Here is a 17,669-nt window from a genome sequence, read left to right on the forward strand (position 1 = left end):
GTGGTGACGGACCATCTCGGCACGCCGCGGGAACTGGTCGACGAGGACGGTGCCGTCCATTGGGCGGCGCGAGTGTCGACCTGGGGCGTGGTGCTCGGGGTCAAGGCGGCCGTGCCGGCGCCGGCCAACGACGAGGGCGGTGGGTATGGCAGCCCTGGAGGGATCGGCAGCCCTGTGCCGGTTCGGGTGTCGGGCAACCTGGCGCTGCGGGCGGCGCCGGAGGCGGCGGCGTGGGTGTGCCCGATCCGGTTCCAGGGGCAGTGGGCGGACGCGGAGACGGGGCTCTACTACAACCGGCACCGGCACTATGATCCGGTGGCGGGGCAGTATGCGAGCCCGGATCCGATCGGACTGGCAGGAGGTGACAGGCCGCAGGGGTATGTCAAACGGCCAAGCGCTTGGATTGATCCGCTGGGGTTGGCGCAGCGACTACAAGCGGCCGTCGATCAGGCGGTGCGAGAGCTGGAAGCGAATCCCCAGTTGGCCCGTGAGCTGATGTCGCCGGGAAGCTATCGACATCTCGTCGTCCGGGATCGGCTCGCAGCTGCGTCCTATGGTAAGGCCGTCGAGCGACGAGCAGCACAAATTCTTGGAGAAAATGAGGATCCCACATTGCGGTGGGCCGGAAGGGCTCCAAAGGGTCCAGACGGCCGTTTTATGCAAAGTCCAGACTTCTTCGGTGCCAACGGAGCGACCTATGACATTACGACAGCGGAAGGGATAGGTTCCCATCTCGTTCGACCTTACGGACCGACCGCGACCTTCGCCCCCCATCCCGGATTACCGCCGAGCCTTGTGTTTCCGCCATGAGACAAATTAAAGACCATACGTTTATTGTTGTTAGAGACGTTCATGTCGGATCTGTGTTTTCTGATATATCGTTAAATGGCTGCATGTTTGATAATTGCTCTCTATCGAGGCAAAATAACTTGGCAAAAAGAACTATTGTAAGAAAAGTAGTGGCTGATAAATGTCGGTTTATAGGGTGTCAGATCGGTCCTGCAAAATTCATTGATTGTCATGTTATGAATTCGACATCGAATGATCTCAGCATATTCTGGGGCGCTGTGTTTAAGCATGTCAAAGTTTCAGGTAAATTAACATCAATAAAGATAAACACCAAGATCACTAGTCTGCCAGAGGAAAGTGTCCAGGCCCTTTACGATGCTGATCGTGAAACATTTTATCAGTCCATCGACTGGGCGCTCGACCTGTCAGAGGTTAAATTGAGCAGCTTCTCTTGCGATGGCATACCGGTTCGGTTGTTTCGCCTCGATCATGAAACGCAAGGGGCGGTCATTCTTGAGAATCTTCCTACAAACTGGCAAAATATTGTCAAAAATGACAATGCATGGTTACCTTGGTTGCTGCATAATCTTTGCTTAAGTAATCCAGAAATCGTCTTGATAACACCGTTAACCAGACCGAAAAATGTGCGCGATAAGTTCCTGAACGACCTTAAAGAACTTCGGCAAATGGGAATCGTAGAGCCAGTGTGATCGAGCTTTAATTTGAGACAAACCCGTGCGGCCTGCTCGCCGAGGCGCGGAACGAGGCCACGCGGGTGGAATACATCCGCGACCGGGACGGGCGGATCGTCGAGGAGGATGTCGGCGGGCACCGGGTGCAGAGCCGGTACGATTCCTGCGGCCGGCGTGTGGCGCGGCGGATCTTCTCCGGGATCGACCAGCCGCATGCAGTCCGGCTCGGCGAGCACGTAACCCGCCACGCCTACGATCCGCTGGGCGCCCTGGCCGCGCTGGTGGTGGCCGAGCACGCGCCGCTCGCCTTCACCCGGGACGGTCTCGGCCGCGAGGTCCGACGGGAGAGCGCGGCGGGGTTCGTGCTGGACAGCGCCTGGGATGCGGGCGGGCGGCTGTCGGCGCAGCGGGGCGGGCGGGCGATCCGGAAGCTGGCCGGGGCGGTGGCGGCACAGCGGGCGGGTCTGGCGGCGGACGCGGCGCGGCCGATCGAGCGCAGCTATGCCTGGGACCGGGCGGACGCGCCGACCGCGATCGTCGAGCGGCTGTGGGGCGAAACGGCGTTCGCCTATGACGGCAACGGCCAGGTGGCCGAGGCGCGCTTCGGCGCGCGGGCCGAGCGGTTCGCCTACGATCCGGCGCGCAACCTCGCCGGCTTCGCGGTCTCCAGTCTGGGCGCGGTCGAGCGCTTGCGCAGCCTCGGTGAACCTGCGCCCGACAAGTTGCTCACCCATGTCGCCCCGCTCGGCGGGCGGCACATCAGCCTAACCTGCGAGGACATCTGGCAGAACGCCGCTGCCGAGCTGCCCCGCGACGGATCCCGTCCGCTCAACCTCCGTGAAGAGCCCGGGGCCAGGGTGGTGTGGGCTGCGTTCGCACAATGTTCAGCTTACCGCCGTCCATGCCGCAATCCTTTTGGTGCCCCTCAAAATGCTAGCGCTCGCACTGCACGGGCCGAGCCAGCCTATCGGCTAAGGTTGCACAGGTAATACCCTCACTTGGTGCGGTATGAGAGGCGGAACCTGACTGGTCGCGAGCATCCTGATACCACCAACGCTTGGTTGGACTGGAATTATCTTCAGTGCTTGCACCTTGCAAAGGTGAAGTTTCCGGTGTGCCTGAAGGCGGGATAGCCTTTGGCCGCCGGCGCGGGGCGAGCGACCGTGGAACGGCCGCAGCTTCCCGCTTCTCGCTCGGCTGTACGGGCGCTGTGCCAACATAGTCGGTGCCGGCAAAATAGGCGATACAGCCCTTGGCGAGATCGGTCCCGTTCAAAAGCTCAAAGCGTGCGGAAGTCATCGCAGCCGCAGCCGCCGCATCGAAATCGGGGTCACCGCTTGAATCGATCGCTGCGACACCACTTGCGACCCCCTTCGCCTCTACATCGTATCGGATGAAAGACCACGGCCGCTGTTCCTTCCGGCGGAACGCTTCGGCCACCGTCTCGGGAAGCGTAAGCTGCGGGCGCTCCGTCATACGCATGTTCTTCGCCTCACAAGTCTCGGCAGCGGAGGGCCAATCCTCCTGCCGACCGAGTTCGCTCGTGAGCCGGTGCGTGTCGAGCCACTGCACTTTGGCCTGCGTCTTGGCCTCGCGTTCCACCTCCGGCGAAGGTCCGGCCAGAAGCGTGAATGGCCAGATCTTCCGCAGGTCGAAGCTTGGCTGTTCCGGCCCTTCCTCAGCCGAGGCCGCGCCGATTCCGCTAAGCCCGGCGACGCACAGGCACAGCACGGCGAATATCTGGGACTTTCGTCTCATCCCTTGAGTCTCTCGATACGCTTGAGCAATTCCGGCTCCCATTCGGCGAGGCCGATCTTCGCGATGGAGGCGAGGAGACGGTCCGCCTGCCGCGCCGCATGGCTGCGCAAGCCGAGGTTGCGCAAGTTCTCAAGGATGAAGAGGTCCCAAATCGTCTGATTGCGCAGGCCCCGCGTACCGACGCGCGTCTCATCGAGCAGGGCGAGGGCTTCGTCGATGTGACCGGCTTCGATACTGCTTTGCACTTGGCTCGCCACCGTCTGCAATGCGCGGTCGACGACGAGGAAGCCCTCGTTGCCTTCCTGCCGAGACATGGTCTCCCCGAGCGTCACGGAACGGCGGGTGGCTTCGAGCCATGCTTGGACGGCCTCCGGGATCATAGGCGTGCCATCTGAGAACTGGAGCGCCTCGACGCCCGAGACTGTGCGGAGGAAGCGCGACGCTTCCTCGCGGATCGCCTGAGCGACTTCCTCACGACCGAGATTCAGGGCAATTTGGTACTGGAGATACTGCCCCTCGAACCAGAACGGCTGCTGGCCGCAGGTACGCTCAAGCCGCATCACGAGGGCAGTGTCGGCGCCTCCGCGTTCGGTCGCCTGACGATAGTTGTCAGCAATATCCTCGCTTACAGGGTGCAGAACGCTGCGTTGCGCCGAGCGGCTCAAGGGCGGTGGGGAGGAAATTCCGTACCATGTGGAGAACCGCCTCAATCGGTAGGCGAGGGGATGGGCTGGATTAAGCTCGAGAAGAAACTCTGCCACCGTCGCCAGACTTTGCTTTAATGCCCGCTCATTCGAAGGGTCGAGGCGGAGCTGATCGGACCTTAAGGCGACCGCATCCAGAACATCCGGCTTCGACTCAGTTGCGGAAACGGCGGGCGCGAGGGCCGGCAGTGGATGCGCCTCCTCGTTGGCCCGGACCATCTCGGCGGCCCGGCTGCCGATAAGGCCAAGGTCAAGCCCGAGATCGGGCGAGATTTCGGCGAGCTTCGCCGCGAGCGCATCGCACGCCTTAACCACGACGATGGCGTCGACCGGATCGAGATGGCCTCGGCCCGGCGACGGCATCAGATCTGTAAGGCCCTTCACGAGGTGCTCTGCGAGTTTCTCGCGCGGCCGGTTGCGGGGATGGGGGGCGCCCCCATAGCTGATGTGGAATTGTGCGGCGGCGACCATACAAACGGGCAAAGCCTCAGGGCCGAGGAGATGCGGCGCAGCATGGACCAGAACTTGGAGCAGCCGCAGATCCTTGGAGCTGGTGCGCAGCAAGGCCGCCGCGATCTCCGCGATTGCGGACCAGCGGATACTTGCCTGCACGAGGGTGCCGCGCTTCATCAGATCGGTTTCGATCTCGTCCCAGCTCTCATGCTCGTCTGCCGGCATGCCATAGGCGTCGGGGCCCGGAAGGGGAGCAAGGACGGCCTCCACCCAGCGGTGGCGATCGATCCGCTCCTCGCCCGAGACGAACCCCGACTCGGCGACCGCCTGACGCGTGCTCATAAGGTCTCCGGCACCCGCAGATGCATGAGCGGTTGCTCGCGGAAGGGGTTGACGGGAGCGAGCGCCCGGATCGCGTAGAGGGCGTTCACGCCGTTGACGCTGAACACCACCTCCACCGGGTCGGCCGGGCCACGAACGTCTGTAACGCGACCGGCATCGATCAGCCGGAAGCTTGACCAGACACCGCTATGGGAGATCGCACCATTCGATCGACCGGTGACCGTGAGTGACGAGGCGTTGTTGCGCGTCGTCGAGGCATTGGGCCACAGGATCGTGTAGGTTTGGGCTGGCCCGTGCCGGTAGGGCACAAGCTGTCCCTCGATATTCAGAATCGCCGCCCCGGCGGTGTTCGACAGGCTGAGCGGCTCGATCTGATAGCGCAGGGAAGGCGCCCCCTTCGCGTCGAAATAAATGGCGCGAATCTGGTGCAATTTGTCCAATTCCGATAGAAATTCTGGCCGGATTTCGATGGATTGACGGTCGATGATCTTGGATTTGTGTGTGCTCAAATCGACAAAAGTCGCGAGATAATTGGTAAAAAATCGATCAAAGGTGCCTTGCGGCCCAAAGAATGTCTGAAATTCGTCGAGCGTGACCTCCTCCTGGGTGTTCTTGCGGAAGGGATATTTGTTGGCCAGCGACACGCTGAAGCTGCGGTAGACCTCCCCCTGCCAGACCGCCTGAAGATCGAGCCGAGCCGCCTCCAACACGACCTTCCACGACTGAGCGGCGAGCTTCTCCATGATCCTGTTAAGCGGCGGCGGCTGGTTGACGCCCACCTTCTCGAGGTCGCTGATCGGATCAGTGGTTCCCTGGAGGGTGGCCCGCTCCCGCGCCCGCTCCAGAGCGAGCGGTTTGGAGGAAGCTTCGCCCGCGCGGATTTCTCGCAGGTGGCTCTCGACCGCGCCGACTTTGGCAACGATTTCCTCCATGTAAGGCCTGCCGGTGCCGGTGGCCGTGACGATCCGAGCAAGGGGATCGAACCGCCGGACGATACGTAGACCCTCCGCCTCATTCGGGTCGAACGGCGTGATCGTGTTATCGAGGGCCTTTATGGGCTGGTCCTTGCGCAGTTCCGTCGTCTTCGGCTCGTAGACGACGCTGTTGGCTTTGATCAGCATCAGCAGCCGGCCGATCCCGTTGGCCGGACCGGTGACGTTTTCGAGTACTGCGATGGCGTGGTCGAGATTGCGCATCGCCGTGATGTCGAGGACGTTCACCGCTTGGTCCCAGACGCCGATATAGGTCGAGACGTACCGTTTCAGAACGCTATCCCGGAAGGCGGCGAGGTCTTCGGGCGAGTAGGCGATTGTGTCGCGCTCGCCGATGACCCAGGCATCTTCCACGACGATCGCCGAGATCTGCTCGTTTTGCGGCACGAAGAACTCGTGAAACCCTTTTTTGGTATAAAGAAATGGGATTTGTATATCCTTGCCCTGGAGCGGGGTGCTGGCTCCTTGATCGAAGATCAGGTCGAAGGCCGGTCCGATCTCCTTGCGAAAGGAGACCGGGACGGGATGCTGCATCTCCGCGATGCGCTCAAGGCGGCGCAGGATGCGTTGGGTGCGATCGACCTTGGCAAAATCTGCGCGGGCGGCATCAATCACGGGTTGATGCAGGGCCACCGTGACGTCTGACACTTCGAGGGCGTGGGCGAGGTGTCCGTTCAAGGAATCCTGCACTTGTCCCTGGCCCTGATAGGCGCCCTGCCACCGCTCGGAAAACCAGGTTTCGATGGCTCGTGTTCCGAGTTTTGACGGCGCGCCCTTGGCATCCAGGCGCGCGTCGAGGGCATCGCGTTTGCCCTTGTCTCCCATCAGTAAGTAGACCCGAAGCAGGTTCAGGCGTTCGTCCTCGTCCCGGGTGACATCGTCTCGGCCGAGGGCGACAATTCGGTCCTTCACTTGCGCCGCAAGGGCCGGCAGGAACCGCTCCGCCAGCAGCGTCGCGTAGACTTTCTCGACCGCTGGTCCGATCCGGTGCCCTTGGTAGAGCGCGACGTAGTCCAGCAAATGATATTTGGTGCGCCAGTCGGGAAAGACCGTTGTGGCGTCGCGGATGGCATCCATCGCCGGCCGCAGCAGTGCCACCTCGCCAGAGGCATCGACGCCCTGCGGCAGGGTGACGAAGTCGCGTGTCCTGGCCACGACCGACGCCGCCCGGGCGGCGTTGTCGCGGTAGGCTTCGAACAGGTAGAAGCCGAACGTTATCAGCGCCACGGCGGCGGCCATGCCGGTCGAGTTGACGGCGATCATTTTGCGCCGCTCGACGATCTTGTTATCGCCGGCGAGCCCGGCCTCCGTGAAGATGGCATCGGCAAACAGCCGGGCGAGAAAATACGGCTGCGACAAGCCCGAATAGGCCGGCATGACAGGGGTCGGCAGGGCGTAGTCTTGCGAGATGCGGGCGAGCAGCGCGTTGAACGGCACGCCTTCCTGCTTTGTCGTGGTGAAGTAGAGACCCCGCACCAAAGGCGGAGTTGAAAAACGGTCGGCTTGGAGACAATCGACCAGGAAGTGTTGCAGCACCACCCCTGCCGCCGACAATTGCCGGGTGAACATGTAAATGTTCTTACGCGCCGTGAGATCGCGTTGAGCGTAGAGCCGGTCGATCAGGTCGTCGTTCACCCGGTCCATGAAGGCTGCGAAATCCGTGGCGAAGGTGTCCCGCCAAGCGTCGGCGTGCAGTTCGTCATAGACGTCGAACGAAAAGCCGAACGGCGCGAGCCGCTCGAGCTTGCTGAACTGCTGGAAGTAATCGCGAAAGCCCAGCAGGTGATCGATCTTGTTGACCACCATGTGGATCGTGAAGCGAGTCCCCAGCGCTTCCGACATCTCGACGAGACGGCCATGGATCGAGGCGGCAAGGTTACCCCGCTCCTCCTCCGTGGTCCGCATGAGCTCACAGATGTCGAGCATCAGGATGACGCCGTTGATGGGGCGGCGCGGCCGGTGCTCCGTCAACAAGGCCGAGAAGGCGTTCCAGAGGCAAGACTCGCGGGTCTTGCCCGTCTCGGCTCCCGCCTTCTGAGAGGCTGGCCGCAGCCATGCTCCAGGCAGGTCGAACAGGACGCTGTCGTTCGTGACCCAGTATTGCGGCTCTACCGTGAGTTTGATGCTCTTGAAGCTTTCGAGCCCGAGCAGATGGGCAAGCGGGAACTTCATGTCCGATGCGGCGAGTAGCGACGTCTTGCCGACCGCGGGGGGACCCATCACCACGTACCAGGGCAATGTATAAAGTGTTTGCCGGCCGCGTTCTTCGCCAGTCCACTTGGTGCGGATCGTCTTCACGGCGTTGCGGAAGCTCTGCCGCATCGCTTCGATTTCAAGCTCCACGGGATCTTGCACCACTGGCTTCTCAGGGCTCGGCGGCTTCAGTCCGCGGGTTCGCCAGCGCACGAACACGACGCCGATCAGCCAGCAGATGAAGACGATGAGCAACGCGATGACTCGGTGTGAGGTCGTCGCGAAGGGCTTGTAGCCGTTGATGTCGAGACTCTGGCCGCCGAACCAGATGGCGGCCATGACGGCGAGGGCCATCAGGGCAGAGGCGCCGATAGCCGACGCGACCCACTTCCACAGGAACGCGGCAGTGTTGGCCACGATCTGGGCAGGTGAATATCCAGAAGAAAGCATGGCGGGGCTCTGGTTGAAGTCGAGACTACCAGTGGCAGGCGCGGCGAAGTGGACGCAGCGCTTCGGTGAGCTGTCCCGCCTCGAACAGGTAGGTCTGCGGACCGTCGGGATAGTCGATCTGAATCGCGAGGCGTCGCGAATTGATCAAAGACTTGATGAGATCGATGCTCTCGAGGCCTCTGCCGGCGAGGATGACGTCGCCGTTCTCGTAATCCCGCCAGTGGAGATTGAGGGTCACACCCCGGTCGGTCGTAAGTGCGAACTTGGTGCGGGCGTGGCCGACCGGCTTGGGGAGAAGGATATAGAAGGCGGTGATGTCGTCCTCGCAGGCGAGCATGATCACCGAACGCTGGTCGAGCGTGCCCCGCCCGAGCGGAGACACCCCGTCTCCCTCACGGAGCGTCAGGAAGACATCCGCTGTGTCGGCCGTCCAGGCACGCTGGTCAGCGGGGAGGTCTGCCGACTGGCCCGCCCTGCCGGTCAGGATGCCCTCGAAGGTCGTCGGCTCTACGAAGGCGGCGCTGCGCCAGGGCCGGATACGAACCAGGGCACCGGCCACGCCATCGGGTCGGCCACGCTCCTGGTCGAGGCCGAGTTCTCGAAGCGGACTCGGCTTACGGATGACCTTGGCCGTCTCGGGCGGCGGCGTTTCCGCAGCGCTATCTTCGACGGGAGTCTTGAACAACGCATCGAAGCAGAGGAGACGTCCCACCCTGTCGCGGGTAGCCCGACAGGCGTCGATTTCCGGCGGCGCGGGCGTCCCGGCCCAAGCGGGCGCGATGGCGAAGACCACCAGGGCGATCATGCGTCCAGCGGTTTTCATGCGTTCTCTCCCGCTTCTGGCCCATCGAGGCCGAGCTTCCGCATCTTGTTGGATAGGGTGCGCAGCGGAATGCCGAGATCCTCGGCGGCGAGACGGCGCGATCCCCGGCGCTGTTCGAGCGCCCGCGTGATCAATGAGGCTTCGAATCGGTCGCACGCTTTCGGCAGCGCAAAGCCGGAAACGTCGAACTCCGGCGACTTCGCCGGGGCCACCAGAGCGAGATCCTCGGCTTCGATCATCGCGCGCTCGCCGGACAGGAGCACCGCGCGCTCCACGATGGCCTGAAGCTCCCGCACGTTGCCTGGATAAGCGTAGCCAGCGAGCAGGGCCTCGGCGGTCGGCGCGAAGACTTTCGCGCCCCCGAACTGGGCGCTGTTGGTTGCCAGGAAGTGATGGGCGAGCAGCATGATGTCGCCGTTCCGCTCTCGCAGCGGCGGGCTGACGATGCGGATTTGCGCGATCCGAAAGAACAGATCACTGCGAAATCGCCCGTCGGCGGCCATGTGAGGCAGGTCTGCATGGGTCGCGGCCACGAGGCGGATGTCGGCGCTCTCCTCCCGGTCGGCCCCAACCGGCCGATACCGCCGCTCCTGAAGCACCCGCAGAAGCTTGGCCTGGAGTGCCGGCGCCATGTCGCCGATCTCGTCGAGGAACAGCGTGCCTCCCCGCGCAGCCGCGATCAGTCCAGTGCGGGCCGCCTGGGCTCCCGTGAAGGCGCCCTTGACGTGGCCGAACAACTCGTCTTCGACGAGATTCTCCGGCAGGGAGGCCATGTTCAGGGCGACGAAGGGATGGTCCTTACGGTTTGAGAGCTCGTGCAATTCCCGCGCGATGAGTTCCTTTCCGGTGCCGGTCTCGCCGAGTATCAGCACAGAAATATCTCGACTCGCGACGCGGGCGATCTGCTCGCGCAATCGTTGCATCGAAGGAGAGACGCCGATCAGCCGCCTCTCCATATTGCCCCGCGCATGCCCTGCGGTGTCCCGGCCGGGCTCCGCCTCGAGGCGGTGCGACGCGGCATCCAGGCAGTCGACGCGGAGGGTGCGCTCCATCCCCGCTCCGGCAAAGGCCATGAAGCGGTCGAGCAGCACCAAGCTCGCCGGTGGCACGACCCGCTCCTCCTGCAGCAGAAGCAAGGCGATGACGGACCAGGCTCCGGTTCCGATCCGCCCGGGGATGGCGAGCACCTGCCCCGCCGCGACGCCGAACAGCGTCTCCCGCAACGCGTCAGCGCCTTCCCCCGGACTGAGTATCGTCGCCTGAGTGACCCGCAGAAGCCCGGAGATCGCGCATGCCCCGCCAGGCAGCGGTCCGAGCGGAAACGCCTGTCCTTCGAGTAGGGCCGGCACGCTCGCCAGGCACACAAAGGCATTGCCGATCTGGTTCGGGCCGTAGAGGTACCCGCTCTCCACGTCGGCGAGGATAGCGAGGCCGCGCAGAACAGCTCTACGCATCGCATCGAGATTTTCCGCGGCGGCGACCTCGCGGCAGAGGTCGAGGAGGCGGCCGGTCAGCTCCATCGGCCGGTCCTCATGGCGCAACGACCGTCTCGAAGGCGAAACGGAATCCGTCGCCCTCACCGATGTCGACCGTGGCGGAGACGAGAACGACGTGATCCAGTCCGGCCTGGAGGATGGCTCGGGAAATTTCCGGCAGCAGCCGGCGTTGGATCACCTGATCGACGAGGCGGGCACCGCTCGTCGCCACCAGACATTCCCGACGGATGTGGGCCTCGGCTTCCGCACCGACATGCAGCACGACCCCCTGGCGCGCCCGCAGGATCTCGCCGAGCTCGGCAAGCTTGGCCGAAACGATCTCGCCCATCGCCTCGTCGGACAGCGGCAGGTAGACCAGGGGCTGCATGCGCGCGAGAAGCGCCGGCTTGAAATGCGCGGCCAATCGTGGGCGGATCCGTTCAAGGATTTCAGGGACGCGCACGCCCTGTCCCGTCTGCGCAGCGAGCTGGCTGATTTCTTCCGCCGCGAGGTTCGATGTAAGGAAGAAGACGACGTTGCGGCAATCGATCGCTCGACCTTCGCCGTCGTTCAGTTCCCCTTTGTCGAAAGCTTGATAGAATAGATTAAGGACGTTGATATCCGCCTTTTCGACCTCATCGAGAAGGACGACGGAATATGGCGTCTTGCGGATCGCCTCGGTCAGCACGCCGCCCTCACCGTATCCGACATAACCGGGCGGCGAGCCGATCAGGCGCGAGAGCGTGTGACGCTCCTGATATTCGGTCATGTTGATCGTGGTCAGAAATCGCTCGGAGCCGAACAGCAGTCGGGCCACCTGCACAGCCGTCTCGGTCTTACCCACGCCGGAGGGACCGACCAGCAGGAACACCCCAATCGGGCGCCCAGCCTTGTGGAGGTCGAGCCGTGCGGTCTGCAGCTGTTCCACGATCAGGTCGATCGCGTGATCCTGCCCGCGGATCGCGTCCTTGATGCGCCGTCCGAGCGTCGTCAGTCGGAAGGCCTCGTCCTGGGTCATGGCCGCGACGGGGATGCCGGTCCAATCGGAGACGACCGAAGCGACTTCATCGACTCCCACTTCCAGCGCAACCAGGGGCTCGGTCTCGCGCACGCGCGCGAATTCTGCCCGCAGCCGCTCCATCGCGGTTCGTGTCTCCGCCGTCGCCTGCGCGGAACGAAGCGCGACGAGTTCTCCGGCCAGCCGCCTCTGGATGTCATGTTCCCCGGAGAGGCGGTCGATCTGTGCCGCGATCGCGATGCGGCGCTCCTCGATCTGGCTCAGCCGCTCACTGAATTTGCCGGATCGGTGGCCGGCATCGATGTCACGGTTCAGCGCCTCTGCCTCGTGAGCGAGCATCAGCTCCTCGCGGCGCAGCACGTCGATGCGATGGGGAATGCCGGAGGCACTCGCCTTGACTCGCGCGCAGGCGGTATCAAGCAGATCGATCGCTTTGTCCGGGAGCTGGCGCCCGCTGACATAGCGCGCTGAGAGCGCTGCCGCTGCGGCCACGCCGGCACTGGATATGAAGACGCCATGCGCCTTCTCGTAGGCGGGAACGAGGCCGCCGAGGATGATGCGCGCCTGCTCGATTCCGGGCTCGGCGAGCTGCACGAGCTGGAACCGGCGGACGAGGGCGGGATCCTTCTCGAAGTATTTCTTGTATTCGGACCACGTGGTCGCCGCGATGGCGCGAATCTCACCCCGCGCCAAGGCGGGCTTCAGAAGGTTGGCTCCGTCCGAGCCGCCCTGCGGGCCACCCGCGCCGATGAGCGTGTGAGCCTCGTCGATGAACACGATCATCGGCCGGTCGGCGGCCTTCACTTCGTCGAGCACCGCCTTCAACCGTCGCTCGAACTCCCCCTTGACCGAGGCGCCTGCTTGAAGCGCACCGAGATCGAGGCCGTAGAGGGACGCTCCGACGAGGAAGTCAGGCACGTCGCCCTGAACGATCCGCAGAGCCAACCCCTCCACGACAGCCGTCTTACCGACACCGGCCTCTCCGACGCAGAGCGGATTGTTCTTGCGCCTCCGGGCCAGGATCTCGACGATCTGGCGGATCTCATCGTCTCGGCAGAAGACCGGGTCGATCCGCCCTTGGCGAGCCGCCTCGGTGAAGTCGTGGCCGTAGCGTCCGAGTGCGGTGCCAGCATCTTGCACGGGCCCAAGTACTTGGGGCGCGGCGGCCGCCGTGGCGATCGCCGGCGTTTCCACCGAACCCTTCACGATCTCGTCGAACTGCCCGCGGATATGGGAGAGAGGTAATTGCTCCAGACGCAGGCCGTAATCGAAACGGGCGTAGCGCCCGAGATCGGACAGGAGAGCCAGCAAGATTGCGCCGGAGCGGATCTGCCCTTCTCCGAGAAGCACGGAGGCCACCATCCACGCGTCCTGCAACAACTCGCATACGAGCGTCGAGTAACGTGGGGATGCGCCGTTTCCCGTGCGAAACCGTGCGAACGCACCCTCGACCGCGTTCTTGATCCGGTCGGGATCGGCGTCGCAATGTTGGACGATCAGCCGGCAATCCGCTCCGGGTTGCGTCAGGAGCGGCACGAGGAAGTGTTCGACCGCGACTTCCCGGTGGCCGTGAGACACGCAGGTGACGGCTGCCGCCTGTAACGCCTCGTGGCAGACGGGGTTGAGGCGCTCGATGAGCCCCGGCATCAACTCGATGTCGCGCATGACGTCTCTCATCGGCCGATGATCTGGTTGAGCTGTTCGAGGGAGCGTGTGGCTTCAGAGCGCGTCAGCAGGAAGAACGTCAGGTACAAGAGCACTGCCGTCGCGAAGGCCGCGATCACCACCAGGCTGATGGGTGTCTGCCACGCGACTCGGTGTGCCTTCTGAACGATGCCTTCGGACTTGAAGAGCGACAGCGGCTCGGTGGGGCCGCGCTCCGTGCGGATGACGTCGTGCAGTTCCTTGATGACCGCCTCAAGCTGAACGCGGCCATTGTGCATGGCTCGGTAGCGGCCCTCGTAACCGAGATTGAGGCAGAGATAGAGGAACTCCAGGAGGTCGATGTACCGGTTCGGCTCGGTCATCAGCCGCGCGAGGATGACGAAGAACTTCTCGCCACCCCAAGTCTCATTGTGAAACGTCGCGAGCAGGCTGCGTTCCGACCAGTTGGTCTCGAGCCCCCAGGGACTGTTCATCACCGCCTCGTCGAAAGCCGAGCAGAGGCAGTAGCGGAGGGCGAGCACGCTCACGCGGTCGTAGCCGAGCCGGTGCAACTCAAGCTCGATCGACTCGATCTCGATCGTGGAGCGGCGATGCAGCGTATCGATGTCGTCCAGATGGCCGAGCGTGGCAATGCGCAGCATCAGCGCGATCAGGCCGGCACTGGCGTCGGTCACGCGGTTGAGGCTGCTGCCGCGGATCTCGAACGAGAACGGCCGCTGCGGCTCAACCTGTGGCACCGCGGTGAGATCCTGAGACCGCACCGCGAGGGCGTTCGGATCGGTATCGAAGAGCTCCCGCGCGTCGAATCCCGACGCGCGGGCGAGGGCGCGATCGGTCATGACAGCCTCCCGTCCGTTCGACCACGGATCGCCCAGAACTGCATCTCGAGGTCGGGGAAGTCGCCGGCGATATGAAACGCGAAGCCGCTGGATTTGAGCAGGTCTTTCCAGCCGACCGAATTATTATCAAGAATAAAATAAGTATATCCTGCGTGATAAGGAAGCTGTCTCGGCGCGGTCGGCATCGGTTGCAGGACGACACCTGGAAGATGTGACTGAACCAGTTCCCGGATCTTTTCGATCGACGAGACCTTGACCTGCGAGGGAAACGTCTTGGCGAGCCGGTCGAGGGGAATGGCGGCGCGCACAGCCAACACGAAAGCGCAGGTGCGGATCATGTCCGGATCCGTCAGAGGCGCAGTCAAGACCCCGAATTTGTGCCGGTGTAGGTCGAGGACGATCGCATTGGGCTCCAACATCGTGGTGAGCGAGCGCCGTAACGACCGGATCAAGGGGTCGAAGCAATGTTCCGGCATCTCGTGGTTGTACGGCGGCCAAGCCTCAGGTAGTCGCTGCTCATGGGTGAAGGTGGCCAACTCGCCGGCAGAAGAAGCGAAGATTTCGTACAGTCGTTCAGGATGAACGCGCTTGATGGTTGATAGATGCCTGAATACCGGTTGCCACCGGTTAATTGTCTGGAGAAGCAAGAACTCGGCGATCTCCGCAACGCCATTCTGGCTCAACGAGCCGAGTCGGCCCGCGATCTGCAAAGCGCGCTGGTGAAGCAGGCCGGTGAAATCGTCGAGGACACGGGTCAGCTGCGGGATCGCCTCTAGGCCATAGCTCGTCGGCATGAAAGACGGGTCGAGGCGGATCGACCCATCCGATTGCTTCTCCTGCACCCGGCAAACCGGAAGATAGGCGAAGGACGAGCGGTCTTCCCGCCCAAGCATCAGGCGCAAGTTGAGTTGCGTGACTTCGATCGAATAGGGCTCGGCGGCGTCGCTCGATACGTCGTTGGCATCCTGACCGGCGATCCGGTACCGGGCCCCCTTCGTGGTGGTCTCACCCGTCGGGATCTCGGGCAAACCGCTCACCACAAGGGGCGCGGCCAAGTAGACGATCTCGTTGACGACCGTCACCGCGGAAAGATCGAGGGCGCCAGGCGCCGGCGTCTCGCCCGGGATCTCGAACACCGTCCGATCCGGAAGGATTCCGCTCGCGCGCACGATGTCGATCTTGCCGTGAAGCAGAGTCTCCGTATTCAGTTCGATCTGCTCGAAGCCCACTTGGTAGGCGCTGAGTGCGTCGCCGCGCCGCCGGGCCACGTAATCGTGGTAGCGCTGCTGCTGCTGCAGATGCTGCGGCTTGATAAACAGGCCGTCCGACCACATCACGGCATTACGAAGAGACATCATTTCCTCGACAGAAGCTGGCGCATAGCCTGCCGCTCAGCGATGCGTTTGGATCGCGACGTTTCGGCCTCGAACCGCGACGACGATCTTGTAAGTCTCACCTTTGGGCTTGATTTCATCCAAACTACGCCAGTTGATGTGATCGATATCCTTGTAGCCGACGGCGACGCCGATACTCGACGTCTCTTCTTCGATTTTCCAATCATCTATCACTTTAGATTTGCCCGGCTCGACTTGCTTTTCCTTGTGGCTGACATAAGAGGTCCCGAGCGCATCCTTGGGTGATGCCGAAAGGGTGGCGAAATCCAGAGTTCTGAGGCGCGTGTCGTCGGAGAGCTGGAACAGCCAGACATCGACCGGCGCCGCCTGCCCGAACGCGTTCTTGTTGGCATCCTCCTCGACATAGATGGCGATCGTCGCCTTCGAGGGCTGATCTTTCGGCCGCCCGATGGGCATGTCGGGGTTCATCATGATCTGCCCCATTTTGGTCGCGCCCTGGATCGTCTGCAGCGGCGTGCAGGCGGCTAGGCAGCCGACGACGACGACGGAAAGCAGGAGGGTGCGAGGCGGCATCACCCGTCTCATGGTTCATTCTCCTGCCGAGAGCGTGCGCATCTCGCGGTCGTGCACCTGCCGGAAGACTTCCCAGAACAGGCGCGCGAGGCCGCCCTGCCGGTCGGATGCAATTTCCCGATAGTAATGTTGGTACATCCCCCAATGCCACGCATCGAGATCGCCGGTTCGCGGAACGTGACCTTTGTATTTGAGAAAGCGTCGGGCCAGAGTGACCGGAGACAGCGCTGCAAAAATAGCTCTCAATGCAGCCTCGGCTGCGACCGCGGCGGCAGCTTGATGGTGTTCGATGCTGGCGATGCTCTCGCCGATCGCCGTCTTCGCTGAGAGGTGTACCGGGCTGTGAACCAGAAACAGGTCACGCACGGCCTCGTCCGCATCCCCGGCCAAGCGGAGCGGGTTGTCCTCGATGGCGTGGAGATGGGTGTCACTGGCCAGCACACCCGCCGCACTCCGATCCTGGCTCAACCTCCGCAGCCCGTCGATCGCCGCCCGTAAGGCCTCGCCTATATCAGCGGCCAAGTGGTCAGCTTCGGGACCTGTGAGAGATGTGACCGGAAGGCCGAGGGCCGCACAGAGGGGGCGCAGGACCACGTGATCGACCAGATCTTCCCGTGCGACCTTACGCTCCTCCGCGAGCGGGACTTCGCCGAGCCAAGCGTCGCGGGCAGCCACCTCGTCTGGACCGCGCGCAGCGTGGGCCTTGCGATCCCGCATGTTATTCTCGAGCTCGCCGAGATAGCTGTCTAATTCATCGCGGATCCCGGCCAGTGGGAAGTCCGCCCGACCGTGCTCGGCAGCGTTCATGGAAGTCTCCTTCACCCGTTGCGGTGTGAAATAGGCCGAGGTCGGCAACAGATCGTCAGGGCTTTCCGGCCGTGGTCCCTCGATAGGGCGGCCGAGGACGTACATCTCGAGTCCGGCTGCGTCTGTGCACCCTTCCGGAGGACTCTTCCGGTTCAGAGCCGCAACTGGGTCGGTGGTCACAGGATCGCCCTGACGGACCGTTCTATCCGAGAGGAAAGAGAGAGGATCCTTGTCTTCCTCGTTCTGCTTCAATCGCGCGCTGAACGGATCGAGCCCATGCTGCGCCACGAGGGTCTCATCCAGAAGTTTGCGGTGCTCCTCTTCCTCTCGGCGAGGATCCACGATCGACTCGACGGAAATGAACTTCCGTGCCCAATCCTCGGACTTGGCAGCCCTGCCCGCCTCGTCGACCCGCTGAATGAGGAATGCGGTCATGTCGAACCGGCCGATCGACAGCCTGTCCGCATCGGAGATCCGGAAGGGCTCGCCTGGGCCGAGCGCTCGGACCGAATGGTTCACCCGGACACCGCGCGTGCTCAGCGCCTCGACGCAGAATTGACCATCAGCCTGGAAGACCCGGGCGTGGTGTTCGTCGACGGTCTTCTGCCGGTCGATCAGCGTCCAGGTACAATCCGCCGCAGAGCCGATCAGCCCCCCTTCCACCGGGAAGACCATGGATGACCGGGTGCCGCCTTCGAGCAGCGCCGTGTTGTCCACGACAAGAGTGAGGAAGGTCGTCAT

Annotated in this window: 13 protein-coding genes; 3 read left to right on the top strand and 10 right to left on the bottom strand. The window is 63.1% G+C overall.

The annotated features are described in order from the left end of the window. The 3 genes from GGQ91_RS28460 to GGQ91_RS25105 all read left to right on the top strand — a co-directional run. Positions 1-810 (top strand): RHS repeat-associated core domain-containing protein (locus GGQ91_RS28460; RefSeq protein ID WP_210281441.1); only part of this gene is annotated, 810 nt, incomplete at its 5' end. Beyond that, a complete protein-coding gene (locus tag GGQ91_RS25100) occupies positions 807-1,499 on the top strand; it encodes a hypothetical protein (RefSeq protein WP_182593095.1) in 693 nt (230 codons plus the stop codon). The genes GGQ91_RS28460 and GGQ91_RS25100, both read left to right, overlap by 4 nt. Positions 1,500-1,564: 65 nt before the next feature. Then, positions 1,565-2,470: a hypothetical protein gene (locus GGQ91_RS25105; protein ID WP_182593096.1), complete on the top strand. Its 906-nt coding sequence runs from the start codon at positions 1,565-1,567 to the stop codon at positions 2,468-2,470. Here GGQ91_RS25105 and GGQ91_RS25110 read toward each other — a convergent pair. Genes GGQ91_RS25110 through tagH form a run of 10 tightly spaced genes read right to left on the bottom strand, consistent with a single transcriptional unit; the run spans position 2,415 to position 17,669 of the window. Next, positions 2,415-3,239 (bottom strand): hypothetical protein, encoded by an 825-nt coding sequence (locus GGQ91_RS25110; RefSeq protein WP_182593097.1) that lies wholly within the window; start codon positions 3,237-3,239, stop codon positions 2,415-2,417. The two genes, GGQ91_RS25105 and GGQ91_RS25110, sit on opposite strands and share 56 nt — an antisense overlap. After that, a complete protein-coding gene (gene tssA / locus GGQ91_RS25115) occupies positions 3,236-4,738 on the bottom strand; it encodes a type VI secretion system protein TssA (RefSeq protein ID WP_182593098.1) in 1,503 nt (500 codons plus the stop codon). Before tssA ends, GGQ91_RS25110 begins: the two co-directional genes overlap by 4 nt. Continuing rightward, positions 4,735-8,373: a type VI secretion system membrane subunit TssM gene (gene tssM, locus GGQ91_RS25120; RefSeq protein ID WP_182593099.1), complete on the bottom strand. Its 3,639-nt coding sequence runs from the start codon at positions 8,371-8,373 to the stop codon at positions 4,735-4,737. Before tssM ends, tssA begins: the two co-directional genes overlap by 4 nt. Before the next feature lie 25 nt (positions 8,374-8,398). Next, a complete protein-coding gene (locus GGQ91_RS25125; protein WP_182593100.1) occupies positions 8,399-9,178 on the bottom strand; it encodes a type VI secretion system-associated protein TagO in 780 nt (259 codons plus the stop codon). Between the two features lie 14 nt (positions 9,179-9,192). Next, a complete protein-coding gene (locus GGQ91_RS25130) occupies positions 9,193-10,716 on the bottom strand; it encodes a sigma-54 interaction domain-containing protein (RefSeq protein ID WP_182593101.1) in 1,524 nt (507 codons plus the stop codon). A 10-nt stretch (positions 10,717-10,726) separates the two neighbouring features. Continuing rightward, positions 10,727-13,354 carry a type VI secretion system ATPase TssH gene (gene tssH / locus GGQ91_RS25135; RefSeq protein WP_182593102.1) on the bottom strand — a complete coding sequence of 876 codons (2,628 nt, stop codon included), beginning with the start codon at positions 13,352-13,354 and terminating at the stop codon, positions 10,727-10,729. Positions 13,355-13,362: 8 nt separating this feature from the next. After that, positions 13,363-14,193: a type IVB secretion system protein IcmH/DotU gene (icmH, locus tag GGQ91_RS25140; RefSeq protein WP_053611391.1), complete on the bottom strand. Its 831-nt coding sequence runs from the start codon at positions 14,191-14,193 to the stop codon at positions 13,363-13,365. After that, positions 14,190-15,551 carry a type VI secretion system baseplate subunit TssK gene (gene tssK / locus GGQ91_RS25145; RefSeq protein WP_210281442.1) on the bottom strand — a complete coding sequence of 454 codons (1,362 nt, stop codon included), beginning with the start codon at positions 15,549-15,551 and terminating at the stop codon, positions 14,190-14,192. Before tssK ends, icmH begins: the two co-directional genes overlap by 4 nt. Before the next feature lie 33 nt (positions 15,552-15,584). Then, a complete protein-coding gene (gene tssJ / locus GGQ91_RS25150; protein ID WP_182593103.1) occupies positions 15,585-16,133 on the bottom strand; it encodes a type VI secretion system lipoprotein TssJ in 549 nt (182 codons plus the stop codon). A gap of 3 nt (positions 16,134-16,136) precedes the next feature. Then, positions 16,137-17,669, bottom strand: coding sequence for a type VI secretion system-associated FHA domain protein TagH (tagH, locus tag GGQ91_RS25155; protein WP_182593104.1), 1,533 nt, complete (start codon positions 17,667-17,669; stop codon positions 16,137-16,139).

It is taken from the genome of Methylobacterium fujisawaense, assembly GCF_014138435.1.
Taxonomy (GTDB): Bacteria; Pseudomonadota; Alphaproteobacteria; order Rhizobiales; family Beijerinckiaceae; genus Methylobacterium; species Methylobacterium fujisawaense.